Source organism: Enterobacter huaxiensis, assembly GCF_003594935.2.
Lineage (GTDB): Bacteria > Pseudomonadota > Gammaproteobacteria > Enterobacterales > Enterobacteriaceae > Enterobacter > Enterobacter huaxiensis.
Window position 1 is genome coordinate 4,812,657 of record NZ_CP043342.1, and the last position, 22,397, is coordinate 4,835,053.

General features: G+C 57.1%; 20 protein-coding genes. 11 read left to right on the forward strand and 9 right to left on the reverse strand.

Features of this window, described 5'->3' with window-relative positions; genetic code table 11:
- Nucleotides 1-5 precede the first annotated feature (5 nt).
- The 6 genes from fabY to D5067_RS22935 all read right to left on the reverse strand — a co-directional run bounded on the left by fabY (nucleotide 6) and on the right by D5067_RS22935 (nucleotide 4,751).
- Complete coding sequence (fabY, locus tag D5067_RS22910; protein WP_158616507.1) at nucleotides 6-947, reverse strand: fatty acid biosynthesis protein FabY; 942 nt, start codon at nucleotides 945-947, stop codon at nucleotides 6-8.
- A gap of 44 nt (nucleotides 948-991) precedes the next feature.
- Nucleotides 992-1,429, reverse strand: coding sequence for a D-aminoacyl-tRNA deacylase (gene dtd / locus D5067_RS22915; RefSeq protein WP_119938087.1), 438 nt, complete (start codon nucleotides 1,427-1,429; stop codon nucleotides 992-994).
- A complete protein-coding gene (locus D5067_RS22920; RefSeq protein ID WP_119938086.1) occupies nucleotides 1,426-2,307 on the reverse strand; it encodes a virulence factor BrkB family protein in 882 nt (293 codons plus the stop codon). Before D5067_RS22920 ends, dtd begins: the two co-directional genes overlap by 4 nt.
- Nucleotides 2,301-2,900, reverse strand: a complete 600-nt coding sequence (gene yihX / locus D5067_RS22925) for a glucose-1-phosphatase (RefSeq protein ID WP_119938085.1) — start codon at nucleotides 2,898-2,900, stop codon at nucleotides 2,301-2,303. Before yihX ends, D5067_RS22920 begins: the two co-directional genes overlap by 7 nt.
- 119 nt (nucleotides 2,901-3,019) lie before the next feature.
- Nucleotides 3,020-3,820 carry a DeoR/GlpR family DNA-binding transcription regulator gene (locus tag D5067_RS22930; protein ID WP_119938084.1) on the reverse strand — a complete coding sequence of 267 codons (801 nt, stop codon included), beginning with the start codon at nucleotides 3,818-3,820 and terminating at the stop codon, nucleotides 3,020-3,022.
- A 34-nt stretch (nucleotides 3,821-3,854) separates the two neighbouring features.
- Entirely contained in the window at nucleotides 3,855-4,751 is an 897-nt protein-coding gene (locus D5067_RS22935; RefSeq protein ID WP_119938083.1) for a sugar kinase, read from the reverse strand.
- Nucleotides 4,752-4,906: 155 nt separating this feature from the next.
- On the opposite strand from D5067_RS22935, the gene yihU reads away from it, so the two are divergent.
- The 7 genes from yihU (at nucleotide 4,907) to ompL (ending at nucleotide 13,644) form a co-directional block, all read left to right on the forward strand.
- Nucleotides 4,907-5,797 carry a sulfolactaldehyde 3-reductase gene (gene yihU, locus D5067_RS22940; RefSeq protein WP_119938082.1) on the forward strand — a complete coding sequence of 297 codons (891 nt, stop codon included), beginning with the start codon at nucleotides 4,907-4,909 and terminating at the stop codon, nucleotides 5,795-5,797.
- A 17-nt stretch (nucleotides 5,798-5,814) separates the two neighbouring features.
- Nucleotides 5,815-6,690: a sulfofructosephosphate aldolase gene (gene yihT, locus D5067_RS22945; protein ID WP_119938081.1), complete on the forward strand. Its 876-nt coding sequence runs from the start codon at nucleotides 5,815-5,817 to the stop codon at nucleotides 6,688-6,690.
- 14 nt (nucleotides 6,691-6,704) lie between these two features.
- Complete coding sequence (gene yihS / locus D5067_RS22950) at nucleotides 6,705-7,946, forward strand: sulfoquinovose isomerase (protein ID WP_119938080.1); 1,242 nt, start codon at nucleotides 6,705-6,707, stop codon at nucleotides 7,944-7,946.
- 16 nt (nucleotides 7,947-7,962) lie between these two features.
- Nucleotides 7,963-9,987: an alpha-glucosidase gene (locus tag D5067_RS22955; RefSeq protein ID WP_119938079.1), complete on the forward strand. Its 2,025-nt coding sequence runs from the start codon at nucleotides 7,963-7,965 to the stop codon at nucleotides 9,985-9,987.
- A gap of 45 nt (nucleotides 9,988-10,032) precedes the next feature.
- Nucleotides 10,033-11,415, forward strand: a complete 1,383-nt coding sequence (locus D5067_RS22960) for an MFS transporter (protein WP_049138041.1) — start codon at nucleotides 10,033-10,035, stop codon at nucleotides 11,413-11,415.
- Between the two features lie 43 nt (nucleotides 11,416-11,458).
- Nucleotides 11,459-12,883: an MFS transporter gene (locus D5067_RS22965; RefSeq protein WP_119938078.1), complete on the forward strand. Its 1,425-nt coding sequence runs from the start codon at nucleotides 11,459-11,461 to the stop codon at nucleotides 12,881-12,883.
- A gap of 74 nt (nucleotides 12,884-12,957) precedes the next feature.
- On the forward strand, nucleotides 12,958-13,644 hold the full coding sequence (ompL, locus tag D5067_RS22970; protein ID WP_119938077.1) for a porin OmpL: 687 nt from the start codon (nucleotides 12,958-12,960) through the stop codon (nucleotides 13,642-13,644).
- Nucleotides 13,645-13,706: 62 nt separating this feature from the next.
- Here ompL and typA read toward each other — a convergent pair whose 3' ends face one another.
- Nucleotides 13,707-15,530 carry a ribosome-dependent GTPase TypA gene (gene typA, locus D5067_RS22975; RefSeq protein ID WP_119938076.1) on the reverse strand — a complete coding sequence of 608 codons (1,824 nt, stop codon included), beginning with the start codon at nucleotides 15,528-15,530 and terminating at the stop codon, nucleotides 13,707-13,709.
- Between the two features lie 387 nt (nucleotides 15,531-15,917).
- Here typA and glnA point away from each other — a divergent pair, with 387 nt between their 5' ends.
- From glnA to D5067_RS22995, 4 genes are all read left to right on the forward strand, one after another.
- Nucleotides 15,918-17,327 (forward strand): glutamate--ammonia ligase, encoded by a 1,410-nt coding sequence (gene glnA, locus D5067_RS22980; RefSeq protein WP_010436828.1) that lies wholly within the window; start codon nucleotides 15,918-15,920, stop codon nucleotides 17,325-17,327.
- A gap of 187 nt (nucleotides 17,328-17,514) precedes the next feature.
- Nucleotides 17,515-18,564 (forward strand): nitrogen regulation protein NR(II), encoded by a 1,050-nt coding sequence (gene glnL / locus D5067_RS22985; RefSeq protein ID WP_119938075.1) that lies wholly within the window; start codon nucleotides 17,515-17,517, stop codon nucleotides 18,562-18,564.
- Between the two features lie 11 nt (nucleotides 18,565-18,575).
- A complete protein-coding gene (gene glnG, locus D5067_RS22990; RefSeq protein ID WP_119938074.1) occupies nucleotides 18,576-19,988 on the forward strand; it encodes a nitrogen regulation protein NR(I) in 1,413 nt (470 codons plus the stop codon).
- Nucleotides 19,989-20,099: 111 nt separating this feature from the next.
- A complete protein-coding gene (locus D5067_RS22995; protein ID WP_023333898.1) occupies nucleotides 20,100-20,210 on the forward strand; it encodes a YshB family small membrane protein in 111 nt (36 codons plus the stop codon).
- Between the two features lie 72 nt (nucleotides 20,211-20,282).
- Here D5067_RS22995 and hemN read toward each other — a convergent pair whose 3' ends face one another.
- Both hemN and yihI read right to left on the reverse strand, forming a co-directional pair.
- A complete protein-coding gene (gene hemN / locus D5067_RS23000; RefSeq protein WP_119938073.1) occupies nucleotides 20,283-21,656 on the reverse strand; it encodes an oxygen-independent coproporphyrinogen III oxidase in 1,374 nt (457 codons plus the stop codon).
- A gap of 188 nt (nucleotides 21,657-21,844) precedes the next feature.
- Nucleotides 21,845-22,360 (reverse strand): Der GTPase-activating protein YihI, encoded by a 516-nt coding sequence (gene yihI / locus D5067_RS23005; RefSeq protein ID WP_119938072.1) that lies wholly within the window; start codon nucleotides 22,358-22,360, stop codon nucleotides 21,845-21,847.
- Nucleotides 22,361-22,397: the final 37 nt, after the last annotated feature.

Here is a 22,397-nt window from a genome sequence, read left to right on the forward strand (position 1 = left end):
GGAGGCTACTCCTCCTCGTTCCCGCCCTCTTCATACGCGCCGTACGGCTTCGCAGGAAGAACGATATAGGTTCCTTCGAATACCGCGCCCGCCGTTTCATCGCCGAACAGCTCCACCTGCATCTGCACGCGCGCTTTACGGCCGCGCGCCAGGCGGTCGAGATCGCCGCCCAGTGCGCCAAGGTCGGCCACCGCGCTCGGCTTGCCGCTGATCGGCGCGCTGTAGCGAATGTGGGCATCGGCCAGAATAATGGTGCCGCCCAGATGACGCTCGCGCAGCATGAGCCAGATCAGCCCCCATCCGGTCAGGGTAGCCAGCGAGAAGAGGCTGCCGGCAAACAGGGTATGGTGCGGGTTCTGATTGCCGGTTTCCGGCATCGTAGTGATGAATTTCTGCCCGGTGTACTGCTGAATGCGCACGCCCATTTTCTCACTGAGGGGAATGTGCTCATACCACGCCTGCTGCAGCTGTCCGCACCAGTCGGCGCGATGCAGAATATCGTCCAGGGTGGCGATAGGTTTGATCATCAAAAAGTGGCGAATCGGCGTGGTTTGCGGGGCGGCGATTTCGCCCTGATTCACGAACCCCAGCTTGGCAAAGAACTCGACGGCGTCTTCGCGGGCGCTACAGGTCACGCGCTTAACCCCCTCCTGACGGGCGACGGATTCCAGGGTCATCGCCATCAGGGTGCCGAGACCTTTGTCCTGCACGGAAGGGTGAACGGCCATAAAACGGATAGAGGCTTCGTTATCGGCGTTGATATACAGGCGTCCAACGGCGACGAGATTACCCTCCTCGTCCACCACCATCTGATGGTGCGCCATGGCGTCCCAGGCGTCGCGTTCAGACCCTTGCGGCTGATGTAGTGGCTTGCGCAGCATTTCCCAGCGGAAATGGTAATAGACCTCTAACTCTTCTTCCGTTTGCGGTACTCGAAGGTGATACATAGCTGTACTCTCTCTTGTTACCCGCGGCCGCGCCGCCAGCTGGCTCATACCTGGAGCCAGAATGTGACGGGGCCATCGTTCACCAGCGATACCTGCATATCTGCAGCGAATCGTCCGGTTTGCGTGTTCATGTCCTGCTGGCGGCAGCGCTCAACAAAGTACTCATAAAGTGCTTCTGCTCGGTCCGGCGCTGCGCCTTTCGAAAAGCCCGGACGCATGCCGCGCTCGGTATCGGCCGCCAGCGTAAACTGGGAAACCACCAGCACGCTGCCGCCCGCCTGCTGGACGTTCAGGTTCATCTTGCCATCCGCATCGCTGAAAATGCGGTAGCCCAGCACGCGCTCGCACAGGCGGTTGGCTTTTTGTTCGTCGTCATCCTTTTCGACACCTAACAACACCAAAAGTCCTGGGCCAATTTCACCCGTCACCTTATCCTCCACGGTGACGCTGGCACGGGTTACGCGCTGAATTAATGCAATCATGGTTGGTCTGCTTCTTGTTCTTTTTCAGCAATCGCTGCTTTTTTTAGTTCGCGGTAGACCCCGAGAGTGACAGTTATTTCGGCACCAAGCAAGACGATGCACCAGGTCCAGTAGACCCAGACGAACAAAATGGGGATCACCGCCAGCACGCCGTAAATCAGCTGATACGACGGGAACATGGTGATGTAAAGCGCGAATCCTTTCTTGCCCAGTTCAAAGAGCACTGCCGCCACCAGCGCCCCCACCACGGCATCACGATTGGGAACACGAATGGTCGGCACCACGCTGTAAAGCAGCCAGAACGAGAGCCATGACAAAATCAGCGGGAAGATGCGCAGCACGTTATCAATCACGCTGTTTAAGTCGCTCGCCCAGCGCAGCGAAAGGAGATACGAGCTGATCGCCAGGCTCGCTCCCGCCAGCAGCGGGCCGAGCGTCAAAATCATCCAGTACACGGCAAAGGAGTAAACCTTCGGCCGGACTTTTTTGCTCCGCCAGATGGTGTTGAGCGCGCTGTCGATGGAGTACATCAGCAGCAGCGCGGTGACGATAAGCCCGCACGCCCCTACCGCCGTCATCTTGCTGGAGTTGGCAACAAACTGCTCAATGTAGTTCTGAATGACATCCCCGGTGGCGGGAATGAAATTCGCAAAAACAAAATGGCGAAGCTGGAGGCTGACGTCGGCAAACATCGGAAACGCGGAAAAAAGCGCAAAGATGACCGCCACCAGCGGCACCAGTGAGAGCAGCGACACGTAGGCGAGATTCCCCGCCAGCGTAGTCATATTGTCCTCATCAATGCGGTGCCAGAGCAGTTTCAGCCACGCCCTGAAGGGACGCGTGTGGTGCGTGGCTTTTTGATGAACGGTTTTTAGCATAGCTGCTTCGCAAAATAGTTCGGTATCGTCTCTTTTCCGGTCACCAGAATTGACGTGATACCCAACTGGTTAGCTCCTTCTATATTATCGGCATTGTCGTCGAAAAAGACCGCATCGGCGGCGGAGAATCCTTCTTCCTGCAGAACCGCCTGATAAATACGCGCTTCAGGTTTGCGCATGCCCATCTCCTGGGAAAGATAGATTTTATCCGCCGCCGCGTGAATTTCAGGGTATTCATCCGGCCAGAAGGTGGTATGCAGGCGGTTGGTGTTCGACAGTACTACCACGCGATGCCCCTGCTCGCGCAGTTTATGCATGATGTCGGTGACTTCCGGGCGGATCGCCACAAATACCGCCTGCCAGCCGTGGGAAAACTGTTCGTAGCTTAACGGCAGATCCATTTCATGGCAGAAGCGCTCAGCGAATTCTTCATCGCTGATTTCACCGCGCTCGTGCTGATGGAAGGTTTCTCCCATCTTAAAATTCTGCTTTAACGTCGCCAGCGGTACACGGCTAAAATCGCTCCATGCGCCCAGCACCCGATTGAAATCGATGTCGACGATTACATTTCCTAAGTCAAAGATATAAAGCATGTTTATCTCCTTTCGCCGTGGAAAAGTAACTGTAGCGGGAAAGATAAGGTTTGGCTATGCGTGAGATTCAGCTTAAAGAAACGAATGGCCCGAACGTGAATGTCGGGCCAGGAGAAGGGTTAACCTGCCTGCTGCTCGTCGGTTGAATTTACTTCAACAATTTCAACCTTGCTGGATTTAAGGTGATTTTGCAGCGCCGGGCCGGGCAGCTGGTCTGTGAAGAGCGCCGTCGCCTGCGCCACGTTGCCGATTTCGACCGCCGCAGACGCCTGGTATTTCGTACGATCGGCCGCCAGTAAAATGTGCCGGGCGTGAGCGATCATGGTTTTCACCACGCTGGCCTCATTGACGTCAAATTCCATCATCGCCCCGTCGTGCTCTATCGCTCCGACGCTGGTGACCAGGTAATCCGCGCGGAATCCCGACACGAACGCCGTTGCCGCAGGCCCGATAATGCCTCCGTTGTGCGGGCGCAGCGTGCCGCCGGGCACCATGACCTCAAAGCGCGGGTTCTTATAGAGAATGTGCGCCACCCGCAGGCTGTTGGTGATGATGCGCAGATGATTATGGTTAAGCAGCGCCCGGGCAACGTGCTCCACGGTCGTGCCGATGGTGATAAAAATGGTGGAGCCATCGGGAATGTAGTCGGCAATCGCTTCGGCGATGGCTCGCTTCTCATCGGTAAGCGAGACTTCGCGCTGTTCGAACGCGGTATTAACCACGCTGGATGCCCTGCCCGCACCGCCGTGATGGCGCGTGATAAGCCCCTGCTCGCTGAGCTTGCGGATATCCCGGCGCACCGTCTGCGTCGACACGTCCAGCAGCTGCGCCAGTTCATCAATGTTCATATAGCCGCGATCGGCTATCAGCGTCAGCAGCCGATCGTGACGCGGGTTGCCGGTTAGTTCGGTAGGGCTCATGGGCTGTCCTCTGAATACCATCACGCCCCGCATTTTATACAAAAAGTGACAAAAAAGAGCGGGTTTGATCACAGTCGGGTATACCCGCGCGCCCGCCGGGCTTTGTGCATTTCAGGGCTGCGACGGCGCTGGCAAAACGCACGGCGTCTGCTGCGGACGATTGCTGCCCCAGGCTGACCGCCAGCGCGCCGTGGAAAACGTCGCCTGCCCCGGTAGTATCCACCACGTTTACCTCAAAGCCGGGCTGATGGCACAGCGTGTCATTTTCCAGCCAGAAGCAGCCGTCTCGCCCCTGGGTGACGTAAACATGTCCATTTGTGAGCGTTTGTGCTTTTCTCAGCGCGTCTTCGGTTTTCTCCCGCTGCGTTAAACGCTGCAGCCCCGGCGCGGAAAAGGCGGCGTGATCGCTTAAGGCAATCAGCTCCGCGATATCCTGAGGGGTGACGTCCGCATCAAGCAAGGTCGGCACGCCCTGCTGGCGGGCAAGGATAAATGCCTCTTTTGCCCCGTCGTGCCAGCGCACGTCTGCCAGGACAATATCCCACTGAGAGAAGTCGATTTCACGCAGCCAGTCTGCCGCGGCAGGGAGATCGGGGCTGGGGTAGTTCGCGATAACACGCTCCCCGCGGCCGTCCACCAGCACCGCCGACTGTGACGAACGGGCTCCCCAAAACACGCGCGTAAAGCGGGTATTCACCCCCAGGGATTCCAGCTCCGCGAGCAGCCGTCTGCCGGTATCGTCGTCACCCACCCGACCAATAAAATCCACTTGCGCGCCCAGTTTTGCCGCCGCCACCGCCGCAGTTGCCGCCGGACCGCCGCCCACTTCCGTATAGTCTTTTGCGACATACTTCCCACCTTCTTTCGGTAAATCATCGAGATACCAGATGCGATCCAGCACGGTAATGCCGACACAAACGATGCGAGCCATGGTGATTCCTTCTGCGTTTTCTGATGCTCTCATTTTAATTTCATCAAATGTTTAAAAAGTGACCCGTGTCAATTTTTTGACTATAAATTACAAATACGATCAAAAACAGACAACACAAACGCGCAGAAATTGACACGATGTGACAGGAGAGAGGCATGTCAGCAATCGCATTTATCGGTTTAGGGCAGATGGGCGCGCCAATGGCGAAGAATCTGTTGAAGCAAGGCCACCAGCTTAGCGTCTTTGATGTGAACCCGCAGGCGGTTCAGGCGCTGGTTGAACACGGCGCGCGGGCGGCGGGAACGCCAGCGCAGGCCGTAACGGAGGCCGAATTCGTCATTACCATGCTGCCAAACGGCGACCTGGTGCGCAGCGTGCTGTTCGGCGAGCACGGCGTATGCGAGGAGTTATCCCGCGACGCGCTGGCGATCGATATGTCCACCATTCATCCGCTGCAAACCGACGCGCTGATCCGCGAGATGGCTGAGCGCGGCTTCAGCCTGATGGACGTGCCCGTCGGACGCACCTCTGACCATGCCGTCGCCGGCACGCTGCTCCTTCTGGCAGGCGGCACGGCGCAGCAGGTTGAGCGCGCCACTCCCGTGTTAATGGCGATGGGCAACGAGCTGATTAACGCCGGCGGGCCGGGCATGGGCATTCGCGTGAAGCTTATCAATAACTACATGAGCATCGCCCTGAACGCCCTGTCGGCAGAGGCGGCCGTGCTGTGCGAAGCGCTCGGCCTCTCCTTTGACGTGGCGCTCAGGGTGATGAGCGGCACGCCTGCGGGTAAAGGCCACTTCACGACATCCTGGCCGAACAAGGTGCTGAAAGGGGATCTTTCGCCCGCCTTCATGATCGACCTTGCGCATAAAGATCTCGGGATCGCCCTGGACGTGGCCAACCAGCTCCACGTTCCGATGCCGCTGGGCGCGGCCTCCCGCGAAGTTTACAACCAGGCACGCGCCGCCGGGCGCGGGCGCGAAGACTGGACGGCCATTCTTGAACAGGTTCGCGCATCTGCCGGGCTGAAAAAAACACACTGATACGAAAGGACTGAGGAATGACGATGTACACCCTGAAAGATATCACCCGACCTTCCGGCGGTTTTGCGATGCTGGCCGTGGACCAGCGCGAAGCGATGCGCCTGATGTTTGCTGCGGCAGGCGCGCCGGTGCCGGTAACCGACCAGCACCTGACGGATTTTAAGGTCAACGCGGCGAAAATTCTCTCGCCGTACGCCTCTGCGATCCTCGTGGATCAGCAGTTTTGCTATCGCCAGATTGTAGAGCAGCAGGCCGTTGCCAAAAGCTGCGCGATGATTGTAGCGGCCGACGAGTTTATTCCGGGTAACGGGATCCCGGTCGACAGCGTGGCGATTGACAAGAACATCGACGCGAAGGCGGTCAAACGCGATGGCGGCAAGGCGCTGAAGCTGCTGGTGCTGTGGCGCAGCGATGAAGATCCGCAGCAGCGTCTTGAGATGGTGAAGGCGTTCAACACGCTGTGCCACGACAACGGGCTGCTGAGCATTATCGAGCCGGTTGTACGTCCGCCGCGCCGCGGCGCCGCGTTTGACCGCGAACAGGCAATTATTGATGCAGCCAAAGAGCTGGGCGACAGCGGCGCCGACCTCTACAAGGTTGAGATGCCGCTGTTTGGCAAAGGCACCCAGCAGGCGCTGCTGGCGGCCTCGCAGAAGCTGAACGAGAGCATCGCCATGCCGTGGGTGATCCTCTCCTCCGGCGTGGACGATAAGCTATTCCCGCGCGCCGTCAGCGTCGCCATGCAGGCGGGGGCATCGGGCTTCTTAGCCGGTCGCGCCGTCTGGTCATCAGTGATCGGCCTGCCGGACACCGATCTGATGCTCCGCGATATTTCCGTACCAAAACTGCAGCGTCTGGGTGAGATCGTCGACGAAATGATGGCTCGCCGCTGAGAAAGGACCCGAACATGAAATGGTTTAACACCCTGAGCCATAACCGCTGGCTTGAGCAAGAGACCGACCGCATTCTCGATTTCGGCAAAAACGCCGCCGTGCCGACCGGCTTTGGCTGGCTGGGCAATAACGGCCAAATCCGCAGCGATATGGGCACCCATCTGTGGATCACCGCCCGCATGCTGCACGTGTACGCGGTGGCGGCGAACATGGGCCGCCCCGGCGCGTATGCGCTGGTCGAGCACGGCATTAATGCCCTTAACGGCCCGCTACGCGACAAGCAGCACGGCGGCTGGTACGCCTGCGTGAACGACGAAGGCGTGATTGATGCTTCCAAGCAGGGCTATCAACACTTCTTCGTGCTGCTGGGCGCGGCGAGCGCCGTCACCACCGGCCACCCTCAGGCGCGCACGCTGTTGGACGATGCCATCGAGGCGATCGAGCGCTACTTCTGGAGCGAACAGGAGCAGATGTGCCTGGAGTCCTGGGATGAAGCCTTCAGCAAAACGGAAGACTATCGCGGCGGCAACGCCAACATGCACGCCGTGGAAGCCTTCCTGATCGTCTATGACGTGACCCACGATCGGAAATGGCTCGACCGCGCCCTGCGCATCGCCTCGGTGATTATTCACGACGTGGCACGCAAAGGGGAGTATCGCGTTAACGAGCATTTCGATGCGAACTGGAACCCAATTCGCGATTACAACATCGATAACCCTGCCCACCGGTTCCGCGCCTACGGCGGCACGCCGGGGCACTGGATCGAGTGGGGCCGCCTGATGCTGCACCTGCGCGCCGCGCTGGAAGCCCGCTTTGAAACCCCGCCGGCGTGGCTGCTGGAAGATGCGAAAGGGCTGTTCCACGCCACCATTCGCGACGCCTGGGCCCCCGACGGGGCCGACGGGTTTGTCTACTCCGTGGGCTGGGACGGCAAGCCCATCGTGCGCGAACGCGTGCGCTGGCCGATCGTCGAGGCGATGGGCACGGCCTGGGCGCTCTACACCGTGACCGGCGAGGCGCAGTACGAAGCCTGGTATCAGAAGTGGTGGGATTACTGCATTAAGTATCTGATGGATTACGAAAACGGCTCATGGTGGCAGGAGCTGGACACCAACAACGAAGTGACCACCAAAGTCTGGGACGGCAAGCAGGATATTTACCATCTTCTGCACTGCCTGGTAATCCCCCGCCTGCCGCTGGCGCCTGGCTTAGCGCCTGCCGTAGCCGCCGGATTACTGGATAGCCTGGCCAAATAATAAAGACGGAGTTTTTATGCGTACCCTACACAATATTGACCTGAAAAATAACGAAAGTGGTTTCACCCTGCGCTGGCAGGACCGTCTGATTTTATCCCACACCCCGGCTGAGCCTTGCCTGTGGATCGGCGCCGGCGAGGCCGATATCGAGATGTTTCGCGGCAACTTCAGCATCAAAGACAAGCTCAACGAAAAGATTGCCCTCACGGACGCGACCTTCACGCAGCAACGCGCGGGCTGGGCGATCCGCTTTACCCGCGGCGATGCGGTGAGCGCGACGCTGCTGGTGGGCGTGGATGCGGAAGGCCGTCTGGAGCTGAAGCTCAAAAATGATGCTCCCGGGCATAACCGCATCTGGCTGCGGCTGGCGGCCAAGCCTGAAGATCATATATACGGCTGCGGCGAGCAGTTCTCGTACTTCGATCTGCGCGGCAAGCCGTTCCCGCTGTGGACCAGCGAGCAGGGCGTGGGCCGCAATAAGCAGACCTACGTGACCTGGCAGGCCGACTGCAAAGAGAACGCGGGCGGTGACTACTACTGGACCTTCTTCCCGCAGCCCACCTTCGTGAGCACCCAGAAGTACTACTGCCACGTGGACAACAGCTGCTATATGAACTTCGACTTCAGCGCGCCGGGCTTCCACGAGCTGGCGTTCTGGGAGGATAACGCCACGCTGCGCTTCGAATGTGCAGAAACCTACGTCGAGCTGCTGGAAAAACTCACCGGCCTGCTGGGGCGTCAGCCTGAACTGCCGGACTGGGTTTACGACGGCGTAACGCTGGGCATTCAGGGCGGCACCGGGGTGTGCCAGCAAAAGCTCGACGTTATGCGCCAGGGTGGCGTGAAGGTGAACGGCATCTGGGCCCAGGACTGGTCCGGCATCCGCATGACCTCCTTCGGCAAACGCGTGATGTGGAACTGGAAGTGGAACAGCGAGCTGTATCCGCAGCTTGACGAGCGCATTGCGCAGTGGAAAGAGGAAGGCGTGCAGTTCCTCTCCTATATCAACCCGTACGTCGCCAGCGATAAAGATCTCTGCGAAGAGGCGGCAACGCGCGGCTATTTGACCAAAGACGCCGACGGCAAGGACTACCACGTCGAGTTCGGCGAGTTCTACGCGGGCGTTATCGACCTGACCAACCCGGAGGCCTACGGCTGGTACAAAGAGGTCATCAAAAAGAACCTGATCGCGCTGGGCTGCGGCGGCTGGATGGCCGATTTCGGGGAATATCTGCCGACCGATACCTTCCTGCACAACGGCGTTAGCGCGGAAATCATGCATAACGCCTGGCCTGCCCTGTGGGCGAAGTGTAACTACGAGGCGCTGGAGGAGACCGGCAGGCTCGGAGAGATCCTGTTCTTTATGCGCGCGGGCTACACCGGTAGCCAGAAGCACTCGGTGATGATGTGGGCGGGCGATCAGAACGTCGACTGGAGCCTTGACGACGGTCTGGCATCCGTCGTGCCAGCGGCGCTATCGCTGGCGATGACCGGCCACGGCCTGCATCACAGCGACATCGGCGGCTATACGACGCTGTTCGAGATGAAGCGCAGCAAAGAGCTGCTCCTGCGCTGGTGCGACTTCAGCGCCTTTACGCCGATGATGCGTACGCACGAGGGTAACCGCCCAGGCGATAACTGGCAGTTTGACGGCGACGCCGAAACCGTCGCGCACTTCGCGCGCATGACCACCGTCTTCACCACCCTGAAGCCGTACATCAAAGCCGCCGTCGCGCAGAACGCGAAAAGCGGCCTGCCGGTGATGCGCCCGCTGTTCCTGCACTACGAAGACGATGCGCGCGCCTACACGCTGAAATACCAGTACCTGTTTGGCCGCGACCTGCTGGTGGCGCCGGTCCATGAAGAGGGGCGCCGCGACTGGACGCTCTATCTGCCGCAGGACAGCTGGGTGAACGCGTGGACCGGGGAAACCTGCCGGGGCGGTGACGTGACCGTTGATGCCCCGCTCGGCAAGCCGCCGGTGTTCTATCGCCAGCACAGCGAATGGGCAGATCTGTTTAGCACCTTACGTCATATCTGATAAGGCTCGCCCGCAGGGAAGCCTGCGGGCAGAGGGAGAATAATAATGAGTCAACATACTTCCGATCCGGCAACCCTACGCCTGCCGTTTAAAGAAAAACTCGCCTACGGGATGGGCGACCTCGGCTCTAATATCCTGCTGGATATCGGCACGCTCTATTTGCTGAAGTTTTACACCGACGTGCTGGGGCTGCCCGGCACCTATGGGGGGATCATCTTCCTGATTGCGAAGTTCTTTACCGCCTTCACCGATATGGGCACCGGGATCATGCTCGACTCCCGGCGCAAGATCGGCCCGAAAGGGAAATTCCGCCCGTTCGTGCTGTATGCCGCCTTCCCGGTGACGCTGCTGGCGATTGCCAACTTCGTCGGCACGCCGTTTGAGATGACCGGTAAAACGGTGATGGCGACGGTGCTGTTCATGCTTTACGGCCTGTTTTTCAGCATGATGAACTGTTCCTACGGCGCGATGGTGCCCGCCATTACTAAAAACCCGGACGAACGCGCGTCGCTGGCCGCCTGGCGTCAGGGCGGCGCCACGCTGGGCCTGCTGCTCTGTACCGTGGGCTTTGTGCCGGTAATGAACCTGATTGAAGGTAACGACCAGCTTGGGTATATCTTCGCCGCGACCCTCTTCTCGCTGTTCGGGCTGTTCTTCATGTGGTGGTGCTATAAGGGCGTGACCGAGCGTTACGTCGAGACACAGCCTGCAAACCCGGCGCAAAAGCCGGGCCTGCTGCAGTCGTTTCGCGCCATCGCCGGGAACCGGCCGCTGTTTATCCTGTGCATCGCCAACCTGTGCACGCTGGGCGCCTTTAACGTCAAGCTCGCCATCCAGGTCTACTACACGCAGTACGTGCTGAACGACCCGATCCTGCTGTCGTACATGGGCTTTTTCAGCATGGGCTGCATTTTCATTGGCGTATTTATGATGCCCGGCGCAGTGCGGCGCTTCGGCAAGAAAAAGGTCTACATCAGCGGGCTGATGATTTGGGTGGCGGGCGATCTGCTCAACTACTTCTTCGGCGGCGGCTCGGTAAGCTTTGTCGCTTTCTCCTGCCTCGCTTTCTTTGGTTCGGCCTTCGTGAACAGCCTGAACTGGGCGCTGGTCTCCGATACCGTGGAATACGGTGAGTGGCGCACCGGCGTGCGCTCAGAAGGGACGGTCTATACCGGCTTTACTTTCTTCCGTAAGGTATCGCAGGCGCTGGCGGGCTTCTTCCCTGGGATCATGCTCACGCAGATCGGCTATGTACCCAACGTGGTGCAATCGGCCGGAACGGTTGAAGGGCTGCGGCAGCTGATATTTATCTACCCGAGCCTGCTGGCGGTTATCACCATCGTGGCGATGGGCTGCTTCTACAACCTCAACGAGAAGATGTATGTGCGCATTGTGGAAGAAATTGAGCTGCGCAAACGCACGGCCTGAATGACGTAAGAGCGCGCCCTGCGGGGCGCTTAGGGGATCGACCATGACACACACACCTGATCCGTTAACCCTGAAGTTGAGCCTGCGCGAGAAGTGCGCCTACGGGATGGGCGACTTTGGCTCTAACCTGATGCTTTGTATCGGCACGCTGTATCTGTTGAAGTTTTACACGGACGAACTGGGCATGCCCGCGTTCTACGGCGGCATTATTTTTCTCGTCGCCAAGTTCTTTACGGCGTTTACCGACATGCTGACCGGCGTGCTGCTGGACTCCCGGCGCAACATCGGCCCGAGGGGGAAGTTCAGACCATTCATTCTTTACGCCTCCGTCCCGGTGGCGCTGGTCGCCACGGCGCAATTTATGGCCAACGACTTTAGCCTGACGGTGAAAACGGCCCTGGCCACCGTGCTCTTCATGATGTTTGGCCTGTGCTATAGCCTGATGAACTGCTCCTACGGCGCGATGGTTCCGGCAATGACCAAAAACCCGAACGAGCGCGCGCAGCTTGCAGCGTGGCGTCAGGGCGGCGCAACGGTGGGACTCTTGCTCTGCACCGTCGGCTTTATGCCCATTCAGGCGCTGTTCTTCAGCCAGCCTTCGCTCGGCTACCTGGTGGCCGCGCTGGCCTTCGTCACCGGTGGCCTGTTCTGCATGTGGTGGTGCTATAGCGGGGTGAAAGAGCGCTATGTCGAGATAACGCCCGATCATCATAAGCCCGGCATCCTGAAGTCTTTCTGCGCCATCTTTCGTAACCCGCCGCTGCTGGTGCTGTGTATCGCCAACCTGTGTACCCTCGCCGCGTTTAACATCAAGCTGGCGATCCAGGTCTATTACACCCAGTACGTGCTGAACGATCTGCACCTGCTGTCGTGGATGGGCTTTTTCAGCATGGGCTGCATTCTGATTGGCGTGTTTCTGGTGCCCGGCGCGGTGAAGCGTTTTGGCAAGAAGCCCGTCTATCTGGGCGGGCTGACGCTGTGGGCGGTGGGCGACGTGCTGAATTTCTTCTGGGGGACCAGCTCACTGCTGTTCGTACTGTTTTCCTGCATGGCCTTCTTCGGTACGGCGTTTGTCAACAGCCTCAACTGGGCGCTGGTGCCGGATACGGTTGATTACGGCGAGTGGAAAACCGGCATTCGCGCCGAAGGATCGGTTTATACCGGCTACACCTTCTCGCGCAAAATCTCTGCCGCCCTCGCCGGCTTCCTGCCCGGCATTATGTTGACTCAGATTGGCTACATCCCGCATGCCGTGCAGAGCGCGGGCACGCTGCTGGGGTTGCGTCAGCTTATCTTTCTCTGGCCTTGCGGCCTGGCGATTATCGCCGCCATCACTATGGGACTTTTTTATAAACTCAACGAAGCACGCTTCGCTTACATCATTGAGGAGATTGGAAAACGGAAAAAACAACCCACGCATACCTCTGAGATAACCACCAACAATAAAGCGTCAGCAGTCACTTTATAACAATAAATCCGGCCAGTATTTCCTTCCTGTTAATCAGGAGGGAGGCCTTTCTGTACCTGATACATGGACAAATTATGAAAAGAATCATCACTGTACTGATCGTGTCGTCTGTGTCTTGCCCGGTATTTGCCGGAGCGTATGTCGAAACGCGTGAAGCATACAACACGGCATCTGAGCTGCACGAGGTAATCCTGCGCGCGGGATATAACTTCGACATGGGCGCGGGACTGATGTTCACCAACGCCTATAACGTGGGGAAATGGGATGAGCTCAAGCACAGCTATAACGAAATAGAGGGGTGGTATCCGCTCTTTAAACCGACCGACAAACTCACCTTCCAGCCCGGCGGGTTGATTAACGACAGCAGCGCGGGGTCAGGCGGCGCGGTTTATTTAGATACCAACTATAAATTTACGGACGGGTTCAACCTGACGTTCCGCTATCGCTATAACCATAACAATTATGATACGCCGGACTACAGCGGGCAGATGGATAAGAACGACACCCACGAGTTTGCCAGCTACTGGAATTTCAAAGTGACGGACGCGTTTTTCTACACCTTTGAGCCGCACTTTTTCCAGCGGGTGAACGATTACCACAGCAAGAATGGCAAAGATCATCACTGGGAGATTACCAATAAGTTCAGCTATAAGATCGACAGAAACTGGCTGCCGTATCTTGAGCTGCAGTGGCTGGACAGATGGAATGATTACAACCGTGAGCAGTACCGGATTCGGTTGGGGTTACGGTATTCGTTCTAATAAAAAAGCCGCTGATCTCTCAGCGGCTTTTACATACAGGACAGCGTAAACGCTAACCCGTATTAGTCTTCTTTCGGACCACGCATAGCGCGTTTACGGTCGTTCTCGGTCAGGTGACGTTTACGGATACGAATTGACTGTGGAGTCACTTCGACCAGTTCGTCATCATCGATGAATTCCAGAGCCTGCTCCAGAGTCATCTTGATCGGTGGAACCAGAACCGTTGCTTCGTCAGTACCGGACGCACGCATGTTGGTCAGTTTCTTACCGGTCAGGCAGTTTACGGTCAGGTCGTTAGAACGGCTGTGAATACCGATGATCTGGCCTTCGTAAACTTCTGCACCGTGGCCCAGGAACAGCTTACCGCGGTCCTGCAGGCTGAACAGTGCGAACGCAACCGCTTTACCCTGACCGTTGGAGATCAGAACGCCGTTGTTACGCTGACCTACATCACCCGGACGAACGTCGTCGTAGTGGCTGAAGGTGGAGTACAGCAGACCGGTACCAGAGGTCATGGTCATGAACTCAGAACGGAAGCCGATCAGGCCACGGCTTGGGATCACGTAGTCGAGACGTACGCGGCCTTTGCCATCTGGATTCATGTTTTTCAGGTCGCCTTTACGCTCACCCAGAGCCTGCATTACAGAACCCTGGTGCTGCTCTTCAACGTCCAGCGTTACGTTTTCGAATGGCTCTTGTTTACGGCCATCGATTTCGCGGAAGATAACTTTCGGACGGGAAACCGCCATCTCGAAACCTTCACGACGCATGTTTTCGATCAGAACTGACAGGTGCAGCTCACCACGACCGGAAACGCGGAATGCATCGGCGTCTGGCGTTTCTTCAACGCGCAGTGCAACGTTGTGCACCAGCTCTTTGTTCAGGCGGTCAAGGATCTGACGAGAGGTAACGAACTTACCTTCTTTACCACAGAACGGAGAGGTGTTGACGTTGAAGAACATGGATACGGTTGGCTCATCAACAGACAGGGCTGGCAGCGCTTCAACCGCCTGCGTGTCGCAGATGGTGTCAGAGATGTTCAGCTCACCCAGACCGGTGATAGCGATGATGTCGCCAGCTTCAGCAATGTCGCTCTCGATACGCTCAAGGCCCAGGTGAGTCAGTACTTTACCGACTTTACCGTTACGGGTTTTACCTTCGCTATCGATGATAGTGACCTGCTGGTTAGGCTTAACTTTACCGCGCTTGATACGACCAATGCCGATTACGCCAACGTAGTTGTTGTAGTCGAGCTGAGAGATCTGCATCTGCAGGGTGCCGTCGAGATCAACGTTTGGAGCAGGAACACGGTCAACAATCGCCTGGTACAGCGGGGTCATGTCGTCTGCCATGTCTTCGTGGTCCAGACCTGCGATACCGTTCAGCGCAGAAGCGTAAACGATAGGGAAGTCCAGCTGCTCGTCGGTCGCGTCGAGGTTAACGAACAGGTCAAATACCTGGTCAACAACCCAGTCAGGACGCGCGCCAGGGCGGTCAACTTTGTTGATTACAACAATCGGCTTCAGACCATGGGCAAATGCCTTTTTGGTCACGAAGCGCGTCTGCGGCATTGGGCCATCCATTGCGTCAACGACCAGCAGAACGGAGTCTACCATGGACATTACACGTTCAACTTCACCACCGAAGTCGGCGTGCCCTGGGGTATCAACGATGTTGATACGGTAGTCATTCCATTTGATCGCGGTGTTTTTCGCGAGAATGGTAATACCACGTTCTTTCTCCAAATCGTTGGAGTCCATCACGCGTTCTTGAGTTTCGGCACGAGAGTCGAACGTACCGGATTGCTGCAGCAGCTTATCAACCAGGGTAGTTTTACCATGGTCAACGTGCGCGATGATGGCGATGTTACGCAAATTTTCGATCACAACTTTGCCTCAGGCATTTAGAAATAGCGCGTTATTGTACACGGATTAATCGCACTACAAAACAGGATCACAAACATCCCCCGCAAACAAGTATTGCAGAGATGCTTTGTGATCGCTTTCACGGAGCGGTAAAAGGGCACTTTAACGTAAATTGCACCAATATGGTGCTCAATGTTCACATTGAAGCACTATACTGGTGCAACAAATCCATAGTGGTGCAGCCCTTTTGCACTATGGTGCGCATGATAACGCCTTTTGGGGGTGTTTTAAAAGTTGGCACAGATTTCGCTTTATAAAAAATACGGCAAAAAGATGGCAACCAGCCACCTTGATAGAAGTTGAAGACCTCGTTACCACGACGACAATGACCAATCTGGAGAGTTAAGTATGTCCGCTGAACACGTTTTGACGATGCTGAACGAACATGAAGTGAAGTTTGTTGATCTGCGCTTCACCGATACCAAAGGCAAAGAACAGCACGTCACAATCCCTGCTCATCAGGTGAACGCCGAATTCTTTGAAGAAGGCAAAATGTTTGACGGCTCCTCCATTGGTGGCTGGAAAGGCATTAACGAATCCGACATGGTTCTGATGCCGGACGCGACCACTGCGCTCATTGACCCGTTCTTCGAAGAACCAACTCTGATCATCCGTTGCGACATCCTCGAGCCAGGCACGCTGCAGGGCTACGACCGCGACCCACGCTCCATCGCGAAACGTGCTGAAGAGTACCTGCGTTCTACCGGCATCGCAGACACCGTTCTGTTCGGGCCAGAGCCAGAGTTCTTCCTGTTCGACGACATCCGTTTTGGCGCGTCCATTTCAGGCTCCCACGTTGCTATCGATGATATCGAAGGCGCATGGAACTCTTCCACCAAATATGAAGGTGGTAACAAAGGTCACCGTCCTGGCGTGAAAGGCGGTTACTTCCCGGTTCCTCCGGTCGATTCTTCACAGGACATCCGTTCTACCATGTGTCTGATCATGGAAGAGATGGGTCTAGTCGTTGAAGCGCATCACCACGAAGTGGCGACCGCTGGTCAGAACGAAATCGCAACCCGCTTCAATACCATGACCAAAAAAGCGGATGAGATTCAGATCTACAAATACGTTGTGCACAACGTTGCGCACCGTTTCGGTAAAACCGCGACCTTCATGCCAAAACCTATGTTTGGCGACAACGGTTCCGGTATGCACTGCCACATGTCTCTGTCCAAGAACGGCACTAACCTGTTCTCTGGCGACAAGTATGCGGGTCTGTCCGAGCAGGCGCTGCACTACATCGGTGGTGTTATCAAACACGCTAAAGCGATCAACGCCCTGGCGAACCCAACCACTAACTCCTACAAGCGTCTGGTCCCAGGCTACGAAGCACCAGTTATGCTGGCGTACTCTGCCCGTAACCGTTCTGCTTCTATCCGTATTCCGGTTGTTGCGTCTCCGAAAGCACGTCGTATCGAAGTGCGCTTCCCGGACCCAGCGGCTAACCCATACCTGTGCTTCGCAGCGCTGCTGATGGCCGGCCTGGACGGTATCAAGAACAAGATCCACCCTGGCGAAGCCATGGACAAAAACCTGTATGACCTGCCGCCAGAAGAAGCGAAAGAGATCCCACAGGTTGCAGGCTCTCTGGAAGAAGCACTGAACGCGCTGGACGCAGACCGTGAGTTCCTGACGGCTGGCGGCGTGTTCACCGATGAAGCTATCGACGCTTACATCGCGCTGCGTATCGAAGAGAACGACCGCGTACGTATGACTCCGCACCCGGTTGAATTCGAACTGTACTACAGCGTTTAAGTTTAAGCGGGCTTCGCGCGACCCTTTACGCGCGACCCGCAAGCCGTTTTTAGTTGTTGCCGTGGAAACTTTCAGCCCATCTCCGGATGGGCTTTTTTCTCCACCAACAACCTGATCTCACGCGCTTTTTACGACGAAAAAGCTATACTGCACTAAATTAGTGCAATCAACTCCAGGAGACTGCTGAATGGCAACTGGCACGCTGCCCGATGCTGGGCAGATCCTCAATTCTTTAATTAACAGTATATTGCTGGTCGACGACGAGCTGGCGGTGCATTACGCCAACCCGGCGGCGCAGCAGCTGCTCGCCCAGAGCGCGCGCAAACTGTTTGGCACCCCGCTTCCTGAACTGTTGAGCTATTTTTCGCTGAATATTGGCCTGATGCAGGAAAGTTTGCAGGCCGGTCAGGGGTTCACCGATAACGAAGTGACGCTGGTGATAGACGGGCGCTCGCATATTCTGTCGCTGACGGCGCAGCGGCTGCCTGAAGGGCTAATCCTGCTCGAAATGGCGCCGATGGATAATCAGCGTCGGCTCAGCCAGGAGCAGCTCCAGCACGCACAGCAAATCGCTGCCCGTGACCTGGTGCGCGGTCTGGCACATGAAATTAAAAACCCGCTGGGCGGACTACGCGGCGCGGCGCAGCTGTTGACCAAAGCGCTGCCCGACCCTGCGCTGGCGGAGTATACCAACGTCATCATTGAGCAGGCCGATCGCCTGCGTAATCTGGTCGACCGTCTCCTCGGGCCGCAGCAGCCGGGTATGCACATTTCAGAAAGCATTCATAAAGTGGCCGAGCGCGTGGTGAAGCTGGTCTCTATGGAGCTGCCGGACAACGTTACGCTGGTGCGTGATTACGACCCAAGCCTGCCGGAACTGGCGCACGACCCGGACCAGATTGAACAGGTTCTGCTGAATATTGTGCGCAATGCGCTGCAGGCGCTGGGGCCGGAGGGGGGCGAAATCATTCTGCGTACCCGCACCGCGTTCCAGCTCACGCTGCACGGCGTGCGCTATCGACTGGCGGCACGCATCGACGTAGAAGACAACGGACCGGGCATTCCGCCGCATCTGCAGGATACGCTGTTTTACCCGATGGTCAGCGGCCGCGAAGGCGGCACCGGGTTAGGGTTATCCATTGCCCGCAGTTTGATCGACCAACACTCTGGCAAAATTGAATTTACCAGCTGGCCGGGACATACCGAGTTTTCGGTTTTCCTGCCGATTAAAAAATAAAGGTGACGTTTATGCAACGAGGGATAGTCTGGGTAGTCGATGACGATAGCTCCATCCGTTGGGTGCTTGAACGCGCGCTCACCGGTGCGGGATTGAACTGCACGACGTTTGAAAGCGGCAGCGAGGTGCTTGACGCACTGACGACCAAAACGCCGGATGTTCTGCTGTCGGATATTCGCATGCCGGGAATGGACGGGCTGGCACTCTTAAAGCAGATTAAACAACGCCATCCCATGCTTCCGGTCATCATAATGACGGCGCATTCGGACCTGGACGCTGCCGTGAGCGCGTACCAGCAAGGGGCATTCGATTACCTGCCCAAGCCGTTTGATATTGACGAGGCGGTCGCGCTGGTCGAACGCGCCATTAGCCACTATCAGGAACAGCAGCAGCCCCGTAATACGCCCGATTTTGGGCCCACAACGGATATCATCGGCGAAGCGCCTGCGATGCAGGATGTGTTTCGCATCATTGGCCGCCTTTCGCGTTCCTCCATCAGCGTACTGATTAACGGCGAATCGGGAACCGGTAAAGAGCTGGTTGCCCATGCACTGCACCGCCACAGCCCACGGGCAAAAGCGCCCTTTATCGCCCTGAATATGGCGGCGATCCCAAAGGATTTGATTGAGTCCGAGCTGTTCGGCCATGAAAAAGGCGCATTTACCGGCGCCAATACCATTCGCCAGGGACGTTTTGAGCAGGCAGATGGCGGCACGCTGTTCCTGGATGAAATTGGTGATATGCCGCTGGACGTTCAGACCCGCCTGCTGCGCGTGCTGGCCGACGGGCAGTTTTACCGCGTCGGCGGTTATGCGCCGGTAAAAGTGGACGTGCGCATTATCGCGGCAACGCACCAGAACCTGGAGCTGCGCGTGCAGGAGGGAAAATTCCGTGAGGATTTGTTCCACCGCCTGAACGTGATTCGCGTTCATCTGCCGCCGCTGCGCGAGCGCCGGGAAGATATTCCTCGCCTGGCGCGTCATTTCCTGCAGGTAGCCGCCCGCGAACTGGGCGTGGAAGCCAAACAGCTGCACCCGGAAACGGACGCCGCCCTCACCCGCCTGGCCTGGCCTGGCAACGTGCGTCAGCTGGAAAACACCTGCCGCTGGCTGACCGTGATGGCTGCCGGACAGGAAGTACTGATTCAGGATTTACCTGCCGAGCTGTTTGAAGCCACCGCGCCAGAAAGCAGCACCGGACACGCGCTGCCTGACAGCTGGGCGACGCTGCTGGCGCAGTGGGCAGATCGCGCGCTGCGTTCCGGTCATCAAAATCTGCTCTCTGAAGCGCAGCCAGAGATGGAGCGCACGCTGCTAACCACCGCGCTTCGTCATACGCAGGGCCATAAGCAGGAGGCCGCTCGCCTGCTGGGATGGGGACGTAATACCCTGACGCGCAAGCTGAAAGAGCTGGGAATGGAGTGATCGTACGCCGCTGTGTAAAGGTTATTCATTGAGCGCAAATTGCCGTTATTTTGCGCTTTACTGTTCCGATGAGTTTTGTATGATCGTGCCCGGAAATTGGGGGTGAACATCATGCTGGAAACAATCGTGAATATGCTCTCTAGCGGAGCCGCTGAAAGCCACACGCCACAAACTGCCGTTGCGGCTATGCTGTGCGCGGCGCTGGTTGGGCTGTTTAGCTAGCGAGTTGAACGTAAAAGCCGGGTGGCGGCTTCGCCTTACCCGGCCTACGTTTCGTGCTTTTGGCAATGCGCCTTAAATCACCCGCGAGAACTGCTGCAGGCGCGCCTTCTGGCGCAGGTAGGCGTCAAAGCACATGCAGATATTACGAATCAGCAGACGCCCTTTTGGCGTGACCTCAATGGCACTCTCCGAGACATCCACCAGCCCGTCTTTCGCCAGCGGTGCAATCAGCTTCAGGTCTTCTGCAAAATAATCGCTGAAGTGCAGATCCCACTGCGACTCAACGTCGCTGAAATCGAGACGGAAGTTGCAGATTAGCGCCTTAATGACATCGCGACGGATACAGTCGTCGCGCGTTAACGCAATGCCGCGCCACAGCGCGTTGCCCGTTTCATCAACCTGCTGGTAGTAGCGCTTCAGCTCCTTCTGGTTTTGCGCGTAGCAGTCGCCAATCATGCTGATGGCGGAGACGCCCATTCCCAGCAGGTCGGTATCGCCCTGCGTCGTGTAGCCCTGGAAATTGCGGTGCAGAACGCCTTCACGCTGGGCAATCGCCAGCTCGTCGTCCGGACGGGCAAAGTGATCCATACCGATAAACTGATAGCCAGTCTCGGTCAGCGATGTGATGGTTTCCTGCAGGATATCCAGTTTTTGCTGGGCAGAAGGCAGGTCTGCATCTTTGATTTTGCGCTGAGCGGCAAACAGCGTCGGCAGATGCGCATAGTTGAAGACGCTCAGGCGGTCCGGGTTAAGTTCGGCCACGCGCTTCAGCGTGAAGGCGAAGCTCTCCGGCGTCTGCTTCGGCAGGCCGTAAATCAGGTCGATATTGGTCGACGTAAAGCCGATATCGCGCGCGTGGTTGAGTAAGGCGAAGATAAATTCTTCATCCTGCTCGCGGTTCACCAGACGCTGCACCTCTTTGTTGAAGTCCTGCACGCCCATGCTCAGGCGGTTGAAACCTTCGCCGCGTAAGTGATCCAGTACATCCAGCTCAATTTCGCGCGGATCCACTTCGATCGAGATTTCGGCATCTTCATCAAAATTGAAGTTGCTGCGCAGCAGCGTCATCAGGCGGGTGATTTGCGCTTTATTCAGATAGGTTGGCGTACCGCCGCCCCAGTGAAGCTGGCTCACATGGCGCCCGGCAAACAGCGGCGCGCGATGCAGGATTTCCTGCTCGAGCGCATCGAGATATTGATCGGCTTTATGCTGCTGACGGGTAACGATTTTATTGCAGCCGCAGAAATAGCAGAGTTTGTGGCAGAACGGAATATGGACGTAGAGCGACAGCGGTCGCTCAGGATAGCGCGCGACGGCCTGCTGAAAATCCGCCTCGCCGAAAGCCTCGGAAAACTCCAGCGCGGTGGGGTATGAGGTATAGCGCGGCCCGGAATAGTTATATTTCTGGATTAGGGCCAAATCCCAGTCGATAGTTGGTGCTGACATGCTCACTCCTTCCGTTGGTGTCGCGTTCGCCTACGGCGGCCCGTTCTGGCCCCATTGCGGGCCATCATTCGGGTGCGCAGCAACGTCTGTCGCCGCGACAACCGCCGTAGTTTAACGAATAACCACACCAGATAACATATAACCGGAAGGGTTATAAGCAGGGCAAGCGTACCTGCCGGGTGCAAATGTTAGTTTCCACCCTTCAGAAGACGCATCATATCTTCCTGCTTTTCGTCTTCTTCTTCTTCGTCTTCATCATCGTAAGACAGGCCCAGCTTCTGCATCAGCTCATCAATGCGATCCAGTTTGGCATCAACCCATGTCTGCTCTTCTGCGGTCAGGGCTTCTCCCTCTTCAAGACGTTCCAGCAGCGCGTCCAGGCGCTCATCGTTCTCCAGCAAATCCAGCTCAGCCTGCGGTGAAAGCATAGGTTTCTCGCTCTTTGGTTTGTGCTGCTTAGTGACCGGGGTGTCTGTCACGCCCAGTGGAATGGGAGTTTTACTGCCGATGCGGGGATCTTTCTGCTGTTTGCCTTTTGCAGAGGCACCTGCTGCGCTTTCACCGCTTGCACGGCTACCCGCAGCATGGCCACGATGCTTTTTATCGCGTTTGCGATCGCGCGCTTCCAGGTTCAGTTCTTCGCGCGTTTTGCGGCGTGCTTTTGCAGGGCGTTTCGCGCCCGCTGCGGTAGTCGGTTTTTTCATGATGTTTTATCTTTAAGTCGTTTTCTTCAGTATAGAA